This is a genomic window from Clostridium sp. 1001275B_160808_H3, from assembly GCF_015550425.1.
In the GTDB taxonomy this organism is placed as follows: Bacteria; Bacillota; Clostridia; order Clostridiales; family Clostridiaceae; genus Clostridium.
In genome coordinates, this window is the sequence record NZ_JADNAT010000016.1 from 24199 (window position 1) to 42009 (window position 17811).

The following is a 17811-nucleotide window of genomic DNA, read 5'->3' on the forward strand; positions in this document are numbered from 1 at the left end:
CAATTAGCATTATGTTAAGTATAATAATATTATATAAATTTCTGCATGAAAAATGCCTATGAAAAAACCTTTTATAGCTAAGAAAATTTCCCCCTAAATTAACTTATTAAAACAAACTACTATAATTAAATAAGAGGTATGTATTATGGAAAATCAAAAATTCAATATCGCATACAAAAGAAAACTTCTCTATAAACGAAAAAGAAAAAGAAAATTAATATTACGCATTTCTCTTTTATTAAGTGCTTTTTGTGTACTATCATTAATTTTATTATTAAATAATAAAATTAGCAATAATAGCAACTCTATAAATAAAAAAGTTACTACTGGATCTTCTAGTGAAACTGAATTTATAGTTTGTATTGATCCAGGGCATGGCGATTGGGATGCTGGTACAAAAGGTAGTACTGGAGTTCTTGAAAAGGACATAGTATTAAATATGTCTCTAAAACTTGGACAACTATTAGAATCTAACAAAGTAAAAGTTGTTTATACACGAACTAATGATTCGCTTCCTTGGCTTGAAACAGCTAATGATAGTTTAAAAGAAAGAATTAAGATATCTGATGTATTTAATGCAGATTTGTTTATATCGCTACACTGTAACAGCAATTATGATGATACAGATGCTAAAGGATTGGAGTCCTGGTATAAGCCATCTAGTGAATCTAGTGAAAATCTAGCGATGACTATACAAAATGCTTTATTAAAATTAAGGTATACAGAGGATAGAGGATTAAAAACTTATAAAGATAGAGATGATGCTCTTGCTGTCTTAGAATTAAATCCAAGTATTCCAGTATTAATAGAACTTGGATTTTTAAGTAATTACTCAGATGAAAGATATCTTAAATCAAATAGAGGTCAAGAAGCTTGTGCAAAAGCTATAAATGAAGCTATTTTAAGTTATATTGAAAATAATAAAGAAGAATTATTAAAAGCTCGAGAATCTAAGGAAAAGAAATAAATTTTAAAACAATTCATTAGAGAAAGAATGAAAAAATTAAGAAATGAAAGAATTGAGGTTGTTTTGCTACGCAAATTAAAATACATAAGTGTCAATCACTTTCTATTAAAAAATCCCTAAAGGATTTTTTTCCTCAACTCTTTCACTTTTTCACTATTCCCTTTTCACTTTTCTTACTATACTAAGGTCAAACTATTAATCTCCTCTATTACCATAGCCCGTTTATCTATATTTACTAAAACTACTATATAGTCACCACTCATTAATTTTACGGATCCTCTTGGAATTATTTCTTTCTCTCCTCTTTTTATAGAAACAAGTAGACAATCCTTAGGCCAGTCAACTTCATTTATAAATTTTCCTTCTACTATGCTTTCCATTTCAACTACAAATTCTAATATAGCTTTCTTATTATCATTTTCTTCTTTGCTTACTCCAATCTTCTTAAGTAACCTTTCTAATAATACTTCATATATCGGCTCATTCCTTAAAAATTCAGAAGTAATGAATGAAATTATTACAACAACTGATAATGATAGTAAATGGCTAAATGAACCTGTCATTTCCATTATAAGAACAATTCCGGTTATCGGAGCTTTTACTACTGATACAAAATATCCAGCCATTCCTAATGCTATAAAATTAATTATGAATGAACTATTAACATCTAATAATTCTATTGATATAACTCCAAAAATATCTCCTATTATTGCCCCAAGAAGTAGCATAGGAAGAAATATACCTCCTGGTACTCCTGAGCCAAAACAAACTAATAACAAAAGAAATTTCAAAATATATATTATAATTAAAAATAAAATTGACTGCTCTCCTGATGTTAACTCTAATATAAGTTCATGCCCCCCACCTAATAACATAGGTGCTATTAATCCTACAATAGCTGTTATTACAAAAGGTATCATAACTTTTATTTCCTGTGGTATCTTTTTTAGTTTAGAATATATATCTTGAAATAAATATATTCCTTTTGAAAATAAAACCCCCAATATACCTGTAAAAGCTCCTAATATTATTAACATCCAATAATATTTTAAAGGTATTGCATTCATTTCACTAAAATTTAATGCTGGCTCCATTCCTAAAAAGTTTTTTGATATAAAATCTGCACTTATTGCAGCAGCCATAGCTGATAATAAAACTAATGGGGAAAAACTTCTATGAATTTCTTCTAATGCAAATATTATCCCCGATAGAGGTGAATTGAATGCAGCTGAAAGACCTGCAGATGCCCCTGCTGTTATTAAAAACTCTTTTTTAACCGGCATTTTTTTACATGTTTTCTCTGCAACTCCTTCTCCTATAGAAGCTCCAATCTGTACCGATGGACCTTCTCTACCAAGAGATAAACCAGCTGATAGTGCTAATACTCCACCTATAAACTTATAAAACAGTATTCTCAACCAGTTCATTTTAAGCTTATTTATCACTCTACCCTTTACCTGTGGAATACCACTACCTGAAATCATGCCTTCTCTCTTAACCATAAGGCCTACTAGTAATCCTATAAGAGCTAAAACTATTATTACTAAAATAGAATTTACTACTCCTTTATTTCCCCATTTATAAAATTTGACAAAAACTGAATATAGTTTATTTATTCCTAATCTATTTAATACTATTACTCCACCTGTAATTAATCCTATGATAATTCCTTGAATAATTAACCTAAACTTCATATTTTTTCTTTGAAGTAATATATCTTTTATTTTTTCTCCTTCCAACGTTACATCACCTTGTCTTCAAATATATCTTTTACTTCATCTAATATTTTAAAGTTTGTAAAATCAAAATGTAATGGTGTTAATGTTACATAGCCTTGAGATAAAAAATATAAATCAGAATCATCTTCTAAAATCTCATTTCTAATTCCTTTAGTCATATAAACTTTATCTTCATTTTCTTCTACTAAAATATAATTTGTTTTATACGTGGATTTTCCTAGCTTACAAACCTTTAAACCCTTAATTTCCTCTTCATTTATATTTGGGATATTAACATTTAAAACAATATTATCTTTTAAGTAATCCTTTTCTGCTATATCTACTATTTTACTTATCCATTTAGCAGCTTTAGAATAATCCTCATCTTCTCTGCTCCAATCTACATCCATAGAAATAGCAATTGAAGGTACACTATATATCGCTCCTTCTACTGCTGCTGATACTGTACCTGAATATAAAATATCTGTCCCACAGTTAAGACCTCTATTAATTCCTGAAATAACTAAATCTATATTTTCTCCAAGTAGAGATAACCCTGCTTGAGTACAATCAGCTGGTGTTCCTACTAAGCTATATGATTTAAAATTATCATCTAATTTCTCTTCTCTTATTTTAATAGGATTATGAATGGATATAGAATGACTTGAAGCACTCTTTTGTTCTCTAGGAGCAACAACTATAATTTCGTGCTTTTTAGATATTTCTTTTGCTAAATCAAATATTCCTCTAGCATTAATTCCATCATCATTAGTAATTAATATTCTCATATAAGTCCTCCTCCAAATATTATTATTTTTGTTCTAAATTTAATAATACTTATTATTTATATTATTATTTTTTCCTTATATATTATATACTAGCATAAAACTAAATAAGATAAAAAGAAGTAATACAGTTTAAATAAATCAAACTACATTACTTCTTGCAATATTTTAACTACATTACTTCTTGCAATATTTTATTTGAAAGCTTCTGCTATTAACTTATATGAATTTATCTTAGAATTTAAATCTGTATTTAGATTTATAAGCATAAATTCATCTGTTTTATATATTTCACTCATATTTAATATTTGCTCTTTTATCTTATCAGGAGTCCCTATTAACATCCTTCTTCTATTTCTTTTTACAATTTGCATTTCTGCATCAGAATATTTATAAGATAAGGCTGTATCTAAAGAAGGTATTCCTTGAGATCTACCAGTTTCCACAAGAACTAATGATAAATCCATAATAGCTGCTTGTTTACTTACCTCTTCTTCATTTTCAGCACAAATTGCAAAACTACATATTATTGTATTAGGTGAAGATGAAATTATTGAATTTTTAAAGTTATCTCTATACCAATTAACAGAACTAACTCCCATTCCACCTGTAATAAATTGAGCATAAGCATATGAAGCTCCTATTTGAGCAGCAAGCCCAGCACTTCCTCCGCTTGAACCTAAAATATGAATTTCAGGAACTGTATTTATAAGTGGAGTAGCTTTTAAATCTTTAAATGCATGATTTTCAGGCATCATATCATAAATATATCCTACTAAATCTAATACCTTATCTGCATAATCATCAGAATAAATATTTTTTCCTTGTTGCAAAGCTCTAGTAGCTAAAGGCATTCCTCCTGGTGCTCTACCTAAACCTAAGTCTATTCTATTTGGATATAATGCTTCTAAAAGCTTGAAGTTTTCTGCAACTTTATATGGACTATAATGTGGTAACATAACTCCACCTGAGCCAACTCTAATTTTTTCAGTTTGGGCAGCAATACTAGATATAAGTATTTCTGGACTAGATCCTGCTAAGCTCTTTGTATCATGATGTTCTGATACCCAAAATCTATGATATCCTAGCTTTTCTAATTCCTTAGCTAAGATTATTGTATTTTTTAATGCTTCACTTGCATTTGAATTTTCTCCAATAGGAGATTGATCTAATGCACTTAACTTTATTTTCACTTAATTTGCCTCCTATTATTTTAAACTATATTTTTTAAACTATATTTATCTTTTCCTATAGCTTTACTATAAATACTTTTTAAAAATTTACAAGTAGGCACTTTTAAGAAACTATTAACTAATAATAATTATTATATATTTTGATTTATATTTTTCTTTGCTCCAATATAAGTTGCAATAAAATATCCACCATATATCACCAGCAATACACATAAAGATATTAATATATTATTCATTATGCTTATACTACCAAATAACTTTATGACATTTTTAGAAAACTCTAATCCTACTATTGAATGTATTAAAGCTAATGATAAAGGCATCATAAAGTAAATTCCTATTTGACTTAATAAAGATCTATTAATAATATTATCATCTACACCTATTTTTCTAAGTAAATTATATCTTTCAATATTATCTGTTGATTCTGATAATTGTTGAAGAGCTAATACTGCTGCTGATGTTATTAGGAATATTCCACCAATATAAATTCCTAAATAAGATATTAACGCTCCTGCACTTGATGTATCAGTCACTAATTCTTCTTTAGACATATAATATAAATTTTGATATTTGCTTTCTATTATAGAATCTACCTCTGAACTAATTAGATTTTCAATATCACTATTTCCTTCTTTATAATTTAAATTTAAAAATGAACTTTTGGCTGTCAATCCATTTATAAATTTATCATTAACTACAATAGTACATATATTACTTTTCATCATTTGATTATAAGCTACAACTTCTATTGCTTTATCTATACCTGGTTTAAGAATAGTTCCATTTATATTTATTTCCTTATTATCACTTAAGACTTTATCTAATACTTTTACTGAATCATTTATATCTGTGAATATTGCATATTCATTATCTTCTAAGCTTATATTTTCTCTATCTAACATCTTCATAATTTCATTAAATTTTGATAACCCTATGATTTGAACTGGTTGATTTACTGAAACAGGATAGAAATTTTTAAGCTTTTCTCTTCCATCTTCTGATAAAATATCATTATATTTAAGGTCACCAGTATAATTTATATAACTAACGTACTTATCGGAATATTCACTTAAATCTACTTCACTTTCTTCCAACGCCTTTTCTATATCCATCCCTTTTAAATTCCAGAATGTTAAATCATATTGTGTTAAATCTTTTATGTCTTCATTTATTGCACTGCTAATTCCAAGTCCACCTGAAAGCATACAAATCCCTACAAACAACATCAAACATATAAAGGACATTGATATAAAAACTGTGTTTATCTTACTATTTATTTGTCTTAATACAAACATATTTAAATCTTTTAAATAGTATTTTTTATTAGCTTGAACAATCTTTAATAAAAAACCAGATAATGAAAAGAAAAATAAGAATGTTCCTATAGAACCTAATAATATACTTAATCCACTAATACCTATTTCTAAAGTTGCTACTCCACCCTTAAGGACAGTATAATAAGCATATCCTAGTATAATACAACTTATAAAAAAGATTATTACTGAAACCCAGATATTTCTTACTTTTATATTTTCATTTTTTCTTGATGATGTTAATAAATCTATAAGAGTAATTTTTCTTATTGATATAGAATTAAACATTAATACTAATAAATAAATGGCACCAAAGCAAACTATAGTTTTTATCATCGCATTATATGAAAAGATAAACTTAAATTTAATAAGATTAACTTTAAACATTTTTGCAGTTAATACTGACAGTCCTTGTGATAATAGTATTCCTAAACCTAGTCCAATAGCTAAAGATATTATTCCTACTAGTAAAGTTTCTATAAAAATTATTTTTGATAAACTTCCCTTTTCCATTCCCAAAGTCATATATATTCCAAACTCTTTTTTTCTTCTTTTTATTAAATAATTGTTTGCATATATTATTAAGAATGCTAATATGAAAGATACAAATATCGAAGCATATCCCATTATATTTTCTACTTGTTCAAATGCAGATGCTTGCATATCATTTAACTCCATCATAATACTTTGAGATTGTATTGAATTAAAAGTGTAAAATATACATACTCCAAATACTAATGTTAGAAAATAAATAGTATAGTCTTTAAAGCTTCTTTTTAAATTTCTAAACGCTAACTTAGAATACATTATTTTGGTCACCTCCAAGAAGTGTTATAACTTCAATTATCTTTTCAAAGAATTCTTTTCTAGAGTCATTTCCACGAACTAATTCATTAAATATCTTACCATCTTTGATAAACAAAATTCTTCTTGCATAGCTTGCAGAAAAAGCATCATGTGTAACCATCATAATAGTTGCATTTAGATTTTCATTTAAATCTTCCATACTCTCTAATAGCATTTTAGCTGATTTGGAATCTAATGCTCCTGTAGGCTCATCTGCTAATATTAATGAAGGGCTTGTTATTATTGCTCTAGCAGATGCAACTCTTTGTTTTTGTCCTCCTGACATTTCGTATGGATATTTATTTAAAATTTCTTCAATATTTAATTTTCTTGCTATATCTTTAACTTTTTCATCTATTTCCTTATGATTTGTCTTTAATATAGTCAAAGCTAATGCTATATTTTCATAGGCTGTTAAAGTATCTAGGAGATTAAAGTCTTGAAATATAAACCCTAGTTCTTCTCTTCTAAACTTTGCTATTTTTTTTGAATTTAACTTTGTAATATCATTTCCTGATATATGAATATGACCACTAGTCACTTTATCTATAGTTGATATACAATTTAACAGTGTAGTCTTACCGCTTCCAGATGACCCCATTACACCAATAAATTCCCCTTCTTCTACTGAAAAACTAATGTTATTAATTGCTTTAGTTATATTACCTTTTCTTCCATAATATTTTTCTATATTACTTACTCTTAATACTTCTTTTCCCATATTATTATTCCTCCTATTTGATACTATAGGATAATTCTAATGTTTAGCAGCTATTTAATCCATTGAAGAACATAACAGAAAACTTACACTTTTGTAATATAATAATATTTAAAATTAGTTTTCAAAAATCATCATTCTATTTATAGGAAATGTTATTGATACTTTAGTCCCATTATTGAGTTCTGAATTTAAACTTATTCCAAGCCCAAGTTTAATTGCTAGCTTTTTGCATAAATATAGACCTATCCCCGTTGACTTTCCAAATTTACGTCCATTTTCTCCTGTATATCCCTTTTCAAAAGCTTTAATTGCATCGCTTTCACTCATTCCAATACCACTATCCTCAATATGTAATACAATGTTATCACCTGATTTTTTAGTATAAAATTTAATCTTACATTCATACCTTCTCATATATTTTATAGAGTTAGATAATATTTGATTAATAATAAACTCAATCCACTTACTATCTGAATACACAGTTACATCTAAATCATTAGTTTCGATTTTTATTTTTCTTTCTATTAAAACATTAGCATTTCTTTTTATAACCTTGTTTACAGAATTTTTTAAGTTTAACTCTTTTATAATATAGTCCTTTTCTAAAGCATTACTTCTTGTATAAAAAAGTGCTTGCTCTATATAATTTTCAACTTTATCTATTTCTTCATCTATACTCTTAGTTAATTCAGATTTATTATTTTCTATAAGTAATTTACAACTTGATATTGGAGTTTTTATTTCATGAACCCATAACTCTATGTATTCTCTATATTCATTATTATTTATTTTTAAAGAAGCTATTTCATCATTCATTGATTTAGAAGTTTCTTTAAGTACATAATATAAAATTTTACTATCTAAAAAGCTTCCTTCTTCTAAAATTTCTGAAATTAAATATTTTTTATCTAACACATCTAAATTAGAAATTAACTCATTATAATACTTTTTCTTATTAAAATAATCATAAATATGAAATATTAATATTCCAATACAATTAAAGATAAATATAAATATAATTGCATATAAATCTACATTTAAAGCATTAAGTAATATTGAAGTAAAAATTAATATACCTATACTTATTACAACAAATAATATTCTTTCTTTAATAAAATCTATTAATCGCATATTAATATATATCCTTGCCCTCTCTTAGTTTTTAAATAATCTATTGCACCTATTTCTTCTAGTTTTTTTCTTAAACGATTTATATTTACTGTTAATGTATTATCATCAACAAACTCATCAGATTGCCATAAAGATTCAATTATTTCATTTCTTGATACTATCTTTTCTTTATTTTTTATTAAAACATATAGTATTCTACTTTCATTTTTACTTAATTCTATTCTTTTATTGTCATATTCAGCTTCACTTGTAGATAGATTATGTAAAAGACCTCTATATTCTAATACTTCTGAATCGGAATTATTATAAGTTCTTCTTATTATTGAAGATATCCTAGCTAAAAGTATTTGAGTATTATATGGCTTTGTTATAAAATCATCTGCACCTAAGTTCATACTCATCAGCTCATCTACTTCACTATCTCTGCTAGTAACTACTATTATTGGTACAGAACTCCTTCTTCTAATTTCTCTACATATATAATACCCATCGTAATATGGCAAATTAATATCTAATAAAACTAAATGATATTTCTCCTTCATGAACTCTTCTACTATATTTTCAAAATTTAAAGAATAACTAGTTTCATATCCATATCTATTTAAAAATGTACATAATTCATTTCTTATTTTTTCTTCATCTTCTATTATAAAAATTTTCTTCGTATCCATATTTCCTCCAAATTATAAATCCATTTTTTTCTTATTTTGTACTATACTCAATTATATATCAAACTTATATATTTAATGCAATTAATTATTTACATAATTTTTATTGATTTTATGTTAAATAGTCAATAAATTTATTTTATTAAAATACACACTTAAATTTGTACAAACTATCTTAGTTTGTATAAAAATTTAGTTATCTATAAATAATATTAAATTTAAATAATTCAAGAAAGACATTTTATTATTCTAAATTATAAAATAATATTTTCTATTTATAAGGGAATTCTATTATTGATAATAATAATTTAGGAGGACTTAAAATGAAAAACAAAAATTCTAACGATGTTACTAACCCATCATCACCTAATTATGATAAGAGAATTAAAAATAAAGCTAATGAAAAAACTCCATATGGTGAAAATGAACCATCTACTCATACAACATATAAATAAAACTTAATATCCATAAAAAATACCGTTTATAAAATAAACGGTATTTTTTATTAATTAACTATATACATGTTTCTAACATTTATTATTTTTCTATCCTAATAATCGATTTACTATATCATTTGCATCCTGTGCTATTGGTATTATATTTTTGACAAAAGAAATAGTAGTATTAATACTTGTAAGCAAACTTAAAACCTTTTTTATATTTTCTTTAAACTTTTGATTTTTAGAAGCTTCTTCGCAAATATTTTTATTTAGCATTATACTTCCAAGCCCTTGCTCTATAGATGTTTTTAATCCATCTATTCCATATATCTTGTATTCTTCAATTTTATGATATAAATCGCCGAGTACATTATTTAAAAATAATTTCAGTTCCTCATTTACTTCTAAATCCTCAAGGTCTTCCATTAATACTTCTATCTTTTCTTTAAATTTCATTAAATTCTCTTCTTCAATATTTCTATATTGATTACATACATCTAAAGCTAATGCTAACCCATTTATAGATATCAATATTTCCTTTGTAATTATAATATCTAGCTTGTGTATATCATCTTCTAATCCTATAGCCATAATTTTCTTTTCAAAATTAGTTAGTGATTTTACCAATTCCTCTTTTGAATTACTTTCAATCTTATTAGTAAGTTTTTTTATATTTTCTATCATTTCAATAATTTGTATGATAGATTTAAATATTTTCTCGTCATCGTTTATATCTAAATCGAAAACCTGAGCAAGAACTGATTCTACCGTTCTAAATCTATTTTGTTTGTTAGCATTATTACTACAAAACTCTTTTGATTTACTTAAGATCTCGTATAGCCTAACTGCCGGATTAGTTGATAATACCATACTACCCCCTCCATAAAATTTGATACAGTTACTATTTCTATACCCTACTACTGTTCTCCTCTTTTTTTCTTTAATCTTAATAGTTTTTTAAGTATTAAGTATTATTAAATTATAATTAATATTTAATTTTTCCTTTACTATATATAATGCTTTAAGTGTATATTATATGTATGTTTTTTAATTATTTATATCTATTTTTTCTATTTGCACTTTTCCATTTTTAATATTCATAATAGCCATGGTTAAAGGCAATGAAAATCTTCTTTTACCACAACTTCCAGGATTAAGATATATAACATTATCCAATGTTTCTAAACTATGCTTATGTGAATGTCCATATATAATAATATCAACTTCTTCTAAATTAACATTTATATTATTTTTTTCATGAACAACATATATCTTCTTTCCCTCTACTTCTAATAGTTCTTCTTTATTTAATATGCCTTCGAAATTTTCATTATCATTATTACCTTTTACTGCAACTGTTTTTGTAATACTATTAAGTTTTAATAATATTTCCTTATTACAAATATCTCCTGCATGTATTATTAAGTCACACTTATTTAAATAGCATATTACCTCTTCTCGTAACAAATTGTGTGTATCTGAAATAATCCCTATTTTCATATATTTATCATCACCTTTTTGTATATTTAATGGTATTATATAATTAAATTTAAATTATACATTTTATGGAGGATGTTGTATTGATAAAAAAATTTAATATTAAAGGAGTTGCTAATATGTGGGTTATTTATGCATTGCTATCAGCTTTTTTTGCTGCACTTACATCTATTTTAGCTAAAATAGGAATAGAAAACATAAATTCAAACTTAGCTACTGCAATACGTACTGTTGTTGTCTTAGTAATGGCTTGGGGAATAGTTTTTATTAATGGTAGCATAAATCAAATTAATAACATAAGTCAAAAAAGCTGGATTTTTTTAATTTTATCTGGTATAGCTACTGGCCTATCATGGCTATTCTACTACAAAGCCCTTCAAATTGGAGAAGCTTCAAAAGTAGTTCCTATAGATAAATTTAGTGTTGTAATAACCATGGTATTAGCTTTTGTCATTTTAAAAGAAGCACTTACAGTGAAAACAGTTCTAGGTGGAATATTCATTGCAATTGGAACTTTTATAATGATCTTATAGAGATTATTATTCACTATTAACTAAAAAACTAACTGTAAAAACTTAAAATTAACAAGAAAACTCAGCCAAAGCTGAGTTTTTTCATTAATTGTCCATTATCTATTTTCAATTATTAATTAAAATTTAATCCTCCTTATAATTTTCAACTACATCTTTTATAATTTCTTTAATTTCACTTAACGATAAATCCAGTGTTTCAAGACCTCCAATATCACACCTTGCTGTAGTCTTTATATTATTAAATATCCTTGCGTATAATTGCTTTTTATTATCAAATTGCTCATTATCTTGCAATATATACCCATAAATTAATTTTGTTTCTTTTTCTATATAATCTCTATCATTCATAATAACATTTCTCCTATTTTAATTCTAAATTTGATTTTTCACTATTAAATTCTATAATAAACGTGGTATCTTTCCCAATATTACTTTCTGCATATATTTTCCCATTATGACTTTCAACTATAGATTTAGCTATTGATAATCCTAATCCATATCCACCAGTTTCTCTAGATCTAGATGTATCTACTCTATAGAATCTTTCGAAGATTTTATCTAAATCTTCTCTTTTTATCCCTTTACCTGTATTTCTAACTTTTAATCTTACTTTATTTTTATCTAATTTAAGTTCAACATATATTTTACCATCTTTATTAGTGTACTTTATTGCATTGTCTAATAGGATTATACATACTTTTTTTATGCTTTCTTTATCTCCTTTTAAAAGCACATCATTTAAAATATTGGTTTCTAGTTCAATTTTATTTTCAAATATAACAGCTTCAAATGTTAATAATATATTATTTAACAATTTACTTAAATCAAATATTGTAAATTCTATAAGCTCCTTACCTGTATCAAGCTTAGCTAAAGATAACATTTCATCAATTAATTTTGCCATTCTCTCTGTTTGATTATTTATATAATTTACCCATTTAATTTGATTAATTATAGTATCTTCTTTATTAGATAAGATTACAGATGTGTTTGTTCTTATAATTGCAAGTGGTGTTTTAAGCTCATGTGAAGCATCTGCAATGAATTGTTTTTGCTTTTCAAAACTATCTTTTATAGGTTTTATAGTTTTATTAGTTAAATAAATACTTATAAAAAGTAATACTATTAAGCTTATACTACCAATAGTTAAAAATGAACTTAAAAGACTTGATAAAGCGTTTATTTGAGGCTCTCTACTCATAAGCACTATCTTCATTCCCTTATTAGTAGTTTCTTTCATATAACCATAACTATTTCCATCTAATTTAACTTTATCAAATTTTTTATCACTTTTTATTATTTTATATACAATATCCTCTAAAATTTCCTTTTTAACTTCCATAAAGGTTACTACATTAGCTATATTATTTTCAGTATCCAAATCAATGATTATACTACTAGTCATCATTGGTGAATCTGGCCCTGGCCCCTTATGAGGATTAAACATTGCACTCTTTAATTGATGTTCTAAATCCTTTTCCATATTAATAGCAGTATTAGCATATACAGTTCCAAAAATCAGTATGAAAACTAAGGTTAATAGTGACATATTTATTAATATAAACTTCTTCTTTAATTTATCAAACACCACTATCCTCCATTCTGTATCCTACACCTCTTATAGTTACAATACTTACATTTGATTTTAAATAAGATAATTTTTTCCTTATAAATGAAATATATACTTCTATATTGTTATATTCAACCTCTGAATCAAACCCCCAAAGTTTCGTTATTAAATCATCTTTACTAACAACACATTTGGGTCTTTCCATAAAATATTTAATTATTTCAAATTCCTTTAAAGTTAATCTTATACTTTCATTATTTACATCTAAATCATAAGTATCTATATTTAAACTTATATCTCCATAAGTTAATATATTGTCATTTACAACCGTTCCTTTTCTTCTAGTTATAGACCTTAGTCTCGCTAGTAACTCTTCTGTAGCAAAAGGCTTTGTTAAATAATCATCTGCACCTAAGTCTAGCCCTAAAACTCTATCCTCAATTTGACTTTTAGCTGTCAGCATAATAACTGGTGTAGAAACCCCTGATTTTCTTAACTGCTTCAATAAGCTTAATCCATTTAATTTAGGTAGCATGATATCTAAAACTATAACATCATATATTCCTGTTAAAGCATAATCTAGCCCATCTTCCCCATCATAGACGGCATCAACTAAGTATTTATTATTTGTTAATATTTGAAATAACGCTTCTGAAAGTTCTTTTTCATCTTCTACCAATAATAGCTTCATATTCATTCCCCCTCAATTTTATAAAATTGTAACTTATTTATTCTCATTCATAACTTTTCCTACTTTACTCTTTCTAGATTATATCCGATTTTTAATTCTTTATATAAGTATTGTTAGTTTTAATAAGATTTTATCACAGAAACCTTAAAATTAAATTAAATTAAATTCTACTTAACTACATTATTTACTGTTTTTAGAGTTAATTTAAGTATTACAAATTATCACAGTTTCTTTTTAAATAAATATATTATTACCATAGTCATTTAATAGGAGATTTATTATGGTTATAACACCTGGAATAAAGGATTTAGATTATATTTATAAAGATGGAGTTAAGCATTTTACTTTAATTGCAGAAGAAGTTAACTTGGAACTTATACCTGGACTTTTTATACGAGCCTGGGGCTATAATGGCTCAGTACCAGGCCCAACTATTAAAGTTAACCCATCCGATAAAGTATGCATTAGAGTTATAAATAACTTACCTGAAAAAACAAGCGTTCATTGGCATGGTTTAGAAGTACCTAATGATATGGATGGTGTTCCTCCAATTGAACCATCACCCTTCATAGAACCTGGTGAATACTTTGATTATCATTTTAAAATTAATAATCCACCTGGAACATATATGTATCATTCCCATGTTAATGTTCTAGTTCAAGATAATGCAGGACTTCTTGGAGGCTTTATCATAGAGGATCCAAAAGATAAAAAAAGAAAAAATTATAAAGATTATTTTGTAGTTCTTCAAGAATTTGCAGTTAATGAATTACCTTGGGGAGATATAACTAAAGGCACCTATAACCTAACATTTAAAATGCCTGAATTTAATTTCTTCACCATGAATGGTAAATGTTATCCTTCTACTGATCCACTTGAAGTTTGCTATGGCGATACTGTAAAGGTAAGATTCTGTAATATCCAAATGCATCATCATCCAATTCATATTCATGGTCATGAATTTAAAGTTGTTGGTGCCGATGGATTCCCAATAAGAAAAGAAACTCAAATATATAAAAATACAATTTTAGTTGCCTCAGGAGAAACATGGGATATTGAATTTATAGCTAAAAATCCTGGTATTTGGCCAATGCATTGTCATATGCCTCATCATGTAACTAATAATGCTGCCCCAGGAGTTGGCGGAATGTTTACTACAGTAAATTATATAGATAAATAATATAATAGAATTTTGCTTAAATAATTATTTTTATATCTATTAATTTGCTACATCAAACAATTTATACAATTATCATTTAAAATAAAAACCTAATTAGTTATAAATATACTTAAGAAAGTATGTTCTATATACTAATTAGGCTTTTATTAATTCCATGGACATATTTTCTTTTCTAATAAATCTATAATTTTAAATATAATAAGAGACATAATACTAAGAGCTAATACTCCAGCAAACATTCCTTTATAATCAACCATTGACCATGAATTCATTATATAATATCCTATTCCATATTTAGTTGCATAATTTTCACTAAAAAACAAAGCTGAAATTGCAATTCCTATACTTACTCTTAAAGCAGAAAATACTTTAGGCGCTATTGCAGGCATTACTACTTTTAATATAGTGTCGCTTTTACTAAATTTCATAACTTTTGCAGATATTAAAACATCTTTGTCAATTTCTTTAACTGCATCTCTTGTAACTATTAAAATTTGAAAAACAATTATAGTTACCATAAGTATTATTTTAGATTTATCACCTATCCCAAACATAACCATAAATATAGGTAAAAATGCTATCTTTGGTATAGGATATAGTAAATATACTACTGGTGATATTATTTTATCTACTAAACTACTAAGTCCAAGAGCAATCCCAATTGGAATACCTATAATTAATGATATTAATATAGCTCCCAATATTCTATACATACTATATAAAATATGATATATAAAATCATTTTGTAATAATCTTATTAACTCATATATAGTAGTTTTAGGGGTTGGTACCATATTAGTACCTATTAATATGCTTAATAAATACCATAAAACAAATATAATTATAACTCCATAGAGGCCTTTTATAATTTTTAATAGTAGCTCTTTAATCATATAGTTTACCTCTTACTTCATTACATATTTCTATATACTCTTGTTTTCTTCTTATATCTTTATCTCCAAAATACTTATTATTAATTATGCTATGTATTTTACCTTCTTTCATAACAACTATATACTCACCTAAAAAAACAGCTTCTTCAATGCTATGTGTTACTAAAATCATAGTATTATTTCTCTTATCTTTTATTTCTAAAAGTAAATCCTGGATTTTTTCCTTATTTATTGAATCTAGTGCAGAAGTTGCTTCATCTAATAATAAAGTTTCTGGATTGCTTATAATAGTTCTTGCAATAGCTACCCTTTGCTTTTGGCCTCCACTTAGTTCCTTTGGATATTTATTTTTAAAACTTAATAAATCTAATTCTTTTAATACATCATTAACTAATTTTTCTTTTTCTTTTTTTGTAAATTTATATTTATTTAATCCAAGTTCTATATTTTTATATACTGTGAACCAATTAAATAATCCTAAATTTTGTAGTATTAAAGATGTTTCTCCTTCTATTTCTAATTTCCCTTCATAATTAGAAATAAGCCCTGCTATAGTATATAGCAGGGTTGTCTTTCCACATCCTGATTTTCCTATAATTGCATAAGTCTTTCCTTTTTCTATAGATAAACTTAAATTATCTATAGCTTTTTCATCCTTATACTTAACGGTTAAATCACTTATTTTTATCATTCTACTTTACAAATTTTCCTTCTAGTAAATCAGCTGGCTTTACTGATAAATCTTTATTTAAAGTCTTTTCAGTCCAGTCTATTATACTTTGTAAATACTCATCACTTGGAAGGGCTGCTTTTTTATATGTAGGTAATACCATAATATCTTTTACAGCAGGATTTGTATTTGGTATTTTTTCAATTAATATATCTTTTGCCATTTCAGGATTTTTATTTATTTCTTCTACAGCTTTATTATATGCTTCATGGAAGGCCTTAATAGTATTTGGTTTTTCAGATATAGCTTTTCCAGTAAACACTAAACAATCTGCTGAAAACTCATCATCCATTCCATAAATATTTTTCTTTAATCCTTGTAATTCTCCATTTGAAGCTACTGGTTCTGGGAATAAACTCATATCAACTTCACCACTTTTTAAAGCAGCAAGTCTTGCTGGTATTTCATTTATAAATACCTTTTCTACATTATATTTATCTCCAAGCCACTTATCGATTAAGTAATTAGAAACACTTACTTCCATCATTCCTACTTTTATGTCCTTTTTATCTGTAGCTCCTTCAGTAGCTAATACAGGAAACATTCCATCTGTCATTGTTGTTGCTTTTATATCAAATCCACCATCTACATTAGTAGCAACAGCTATAAAGTCAGTCATTGCTCCATCTATAGCATTACTTTGAAGAGCACTTTGTCTATTTTGAGCATTATTATAAATTTCTATTTCTACATCTATACCTGCCTCTTTAAAATATCCATTTTTTTCTGCAATAAGTATTGGTGCTGTATCAACAGCTGGCATTAAACCAATTTTTAATGTAGCATCTTCCACAGAAACTTCTTTATTTTTTTCATTCGATCCACATCCAATTAAAATAACTGAGAACATTGATATCAAAATAAGTGATAACAATTTTTTTAAATTTCTCATTTGTTAATCCTCCTACAAACTTTTAATTCAATTTAATTAT

The 17811-nt window shown here is 26.1% G+C and carries 19 protein-coding genes; 4 read left to right on the top strand and 15 right to left on the bottom strand.

All coding sequences use genetic code 11. The annotated features are described in order from the left end of the window. Positions 1-145: 145 nt before the first annotated feature. Complete coding sequence (locus tag I2A75_RS12620) at positions 146-967, top strand: N-acetylmuramoyl-L-alanine amidase (protein WP_195265006.1); 822 nt, start codon at positions 146-148, stop codon at positions 965-967. A 176-nt stretch (positions 968-1143) separates the two neighbouring features. On the opposite strand, the gene I2A75_RS12625 is transcribed toward I2A75_RS12620, so the two are convergent. The 7 genes from I2A75_RS12625 to I2A75_RS12655 all read right to left on the bottom strand — a co-directional run bounded on the left by I2A75_RS12625 (position 1144) and on the right by I2A75_RS12655 (position 9348). Beyond that, positions 1144-2661 (bottom strand): ClC family H(+)/Cl(-) exchange transporter, encoded by a 1518-nt coding sequence (locus I2A75_RS12625; protein WP_195265123.1) that lies wholly within the window; start codon positions 2659-2661, stop codon positions 1144-1146. A 47-nt stretch (positions 2662-2708) separates the two neighbouring features. After that, positions 2709-3473 carry a 5'/3'-nucleotidase SurE gene (gene surE, locus I2A75_RS12630; RefSeq protein ID WP_195265018.1) on the bottom strand — a complete coding sequence of 255 codons (765 nt, stop codon included), beginning with the start codon at positions 3471-3473 and terminating at the stop codon, positions 2709-2711. 191 nt (positions 3474-3664) lie between these two features. Further along, positions 3665-4663 carry an LLM class flavin-dependent oxidoreductase gene (locus I2A75_RS12635; RefSeq protein WP_195265020.1) on the bottom strand — a complete coding sequence of 333 codons (999 nt, stop codon included), beginning with the start codon at positions 4661-4663 and terminating at the stop codon, positions 3665-3667. Positions 4664-4794: 131 nt separating this feature from the next. Continuing rightward, positions 4795-6786: an ABC transporter permease gene (locus tag I2A75_RS12640; RefSeq protein ID WP_195265022.1), complete on the bottom strand. Its 1992-nt coding sequence runs from the start codon at positions 6784-6786 to the stop codon at positions 4795-4797. Then, complete coding sequence (locus I2A75_RS12645; protein ID WP_195265023.1) at positions 6776-7546, bottom strand: ABC transporter ATP-binding protein; 771 nt, start codon at positions 7544-7546, stop codon at positions 6776-6778. The genes I2A75_RS12640 and I2A75_RS12645 overlap by 11 nt, the downstream gene beginning before the upstream one ends. 114 nt (positions 7547-7660) lie before the next feature. After that, positions 7661-8677, bottom strand: coding sequence for a sensor histidine kinase (locus I2A75_RS12650; protein ID WP_195265025.1), 1017 nt, complete (start codon positions 8675-8677; stop codon positions 7661-7663). After that, entirely contained in the window at positions 8668-9348 is a 681-nt protein-coding gene (locus tag I2A75_RS12655) for a response regulator transcription factor (protein WP_195265027.1), read from the bottom strand. Before I2A75_RS12655 ends, I2A75_RS12650 begins: the two co-directional genes overlap by 10 nt. Positions 9349-9668: 320 nt before the next feature. Here I2A75_RS12655 and I2A75_RS18110 point away from each other — a divergent pair, with 320 nt between their 5' ends. Continuing rightward, positions 9669-9800, top strand: a complete 132-nt coding sequence (locus tag I2A75_RS18110; protein ID WP_257443303.1) for a hypothetical protein — start codon at positions 9669-9671, stop codon at positions 9798-9800. Between the two features lie 90 nt (positions 9801-9890). On the opposite strand, the gene I2A75_RS12660 is transcribed toward I2A75_RS18110, so the two are convergent. Next, positions 9891-10655 (bottom strand): hypothetical protein, encoded by a 765-nt coding sequence (locus I2A75_RS12660; RefSeq protein WP_195265029.1) that lies wholly within the window; start codon positions 10653-10655, stop codon positions 9891-9893. A 177-nt stretch (positions 10656-10832) separates the two neighbouring features. After that, positions 10833-11285, bottom strand: coding sequence for a metallophosphoesterase family protein (locus I2A75_RS12665; RefSeq protein ID WP_195265031.1), 453 nt, complete (start codon positions 11283-11285; stop codon positions 10833-10835). A 116-nt stretch (positions 11286-11401) separates the two neighbouring features. Between I2A75_RS12665 and I2A75_RS12670 the strand changes: the two genes are divergently transcribed. Further along, positions 11402-11815 carry an EamA family transporter gene (locus I2A75_RS12670; protein ID WP_195265125.1) on the top strand — a complete coding sequence of 138 codons (414 nt, stop codon included), beginning with the start codon at positions 11402-11404 and terminating at the stop codon, positions 11813-11815. Between the two features lie 123 nt (positions 11816-11938). Here I2A75_RS12670 and I2A75_RS12675 read toward each other — a convergent pair whose 3' ends face one another. Genes I2A75_RS12675 through I2A75_RS12685 form a run of 3 tightly spaced genes read right to left on the bottom strand, consistent with a single transcriptional unit; the run spans position 11939 to position 14076 of the window. Next, positions 11939-12163 (bottom strand): hypothetical protein, encoded by a 225-nt coding sequence (locus tag I2A75_RS12675; protein ID WP_195265033.1) that lies wholly within the window; start codon positions 12161-12163, stop codon positions 11939-11941. A gap of 13 nt (positions 12164-12176) precedes the next feature. Further along, entirely contained in the window at positions 12177-13403 is a 1227-nt protein-coding gene (locus I2A75_RS12680) for an ATP-binding protein (protein ID WP_195265035.1), read from the bottom strand. After that, complete coding sequence (locus I2A75_RS12685; protein WP_195265037.1) at positions 13396-14076, bottom strand: response regulator transcription factor; 681 nt, start codon at positions 14074-14076, stop codon at positions 13396-13398. The genes I2A75_RS12680 and I2A75_RS12685 overlap by 8 nt, the downstream gene beginning before the upstream one ends. Positions 14077-14356: 280 nt before the next feature. Between I2A75_RS12685 and I2A75_RS12690 the strand changes: the two genes are divergently transcribed. Further along, on the top strand, positions 14357-15256 hold the full coding sequence (locus I2A75_RS12690; RefSeq protein ID WP_195265039.1) for a copper oxidase: 900 nt from the start codon (positions 14357-14359) through the stop codon (positions 15254-15256). 146 nt (positions 15257-15402) lie between these two features. Here I2A75_RS12690 and I2A75_RS12695 read toward each other — a convergent pair whose 3' ends face one another. From I2A75_RS12695 to I2A75_RS12705, 3 genes are read right to left on the bottom strand one after another with little or no spacing between them, the layout of a single operon-like run. After that, complete coding sequence (locus I2A75_RS12695; protein ID WP_195265041.1) at positions 15403-16149, bottom strand: ABC transporter permease; 747 nt, start codon at positions 16147-16149, stop codon at positions 15403-15405. Continuing rightward, on the bottom strand, positions 16142-16840 hold the full coding sequence (locus I2A75_RS12700) for an ABC transporter ATP-binding protein (RefSeq protein ID WP_195265043.1): 699 nt from the start codon (positions 16838-16840) through the stop codon (positions 16142-16144). Before I2A75_RS12700 ends, I2A75_RS12695 begins: the two co-directional genes overlap by 8 nt. A 1-nt stretch (position 16841) precedes the next feature. Beyond that, positions 16842-17771 (bottom strand): ABC transporter substrate-binding protein, encoded by a 930-nt coding sequence (locus tag I2A75_RS12705; protein WP_195265045.1) that lies wholly within the window; start codon positions 17769-17771, stop codon positions 16842-16844. Between the last annotated feature and the right edge of the window lie 40 nt (positions 17772-17811).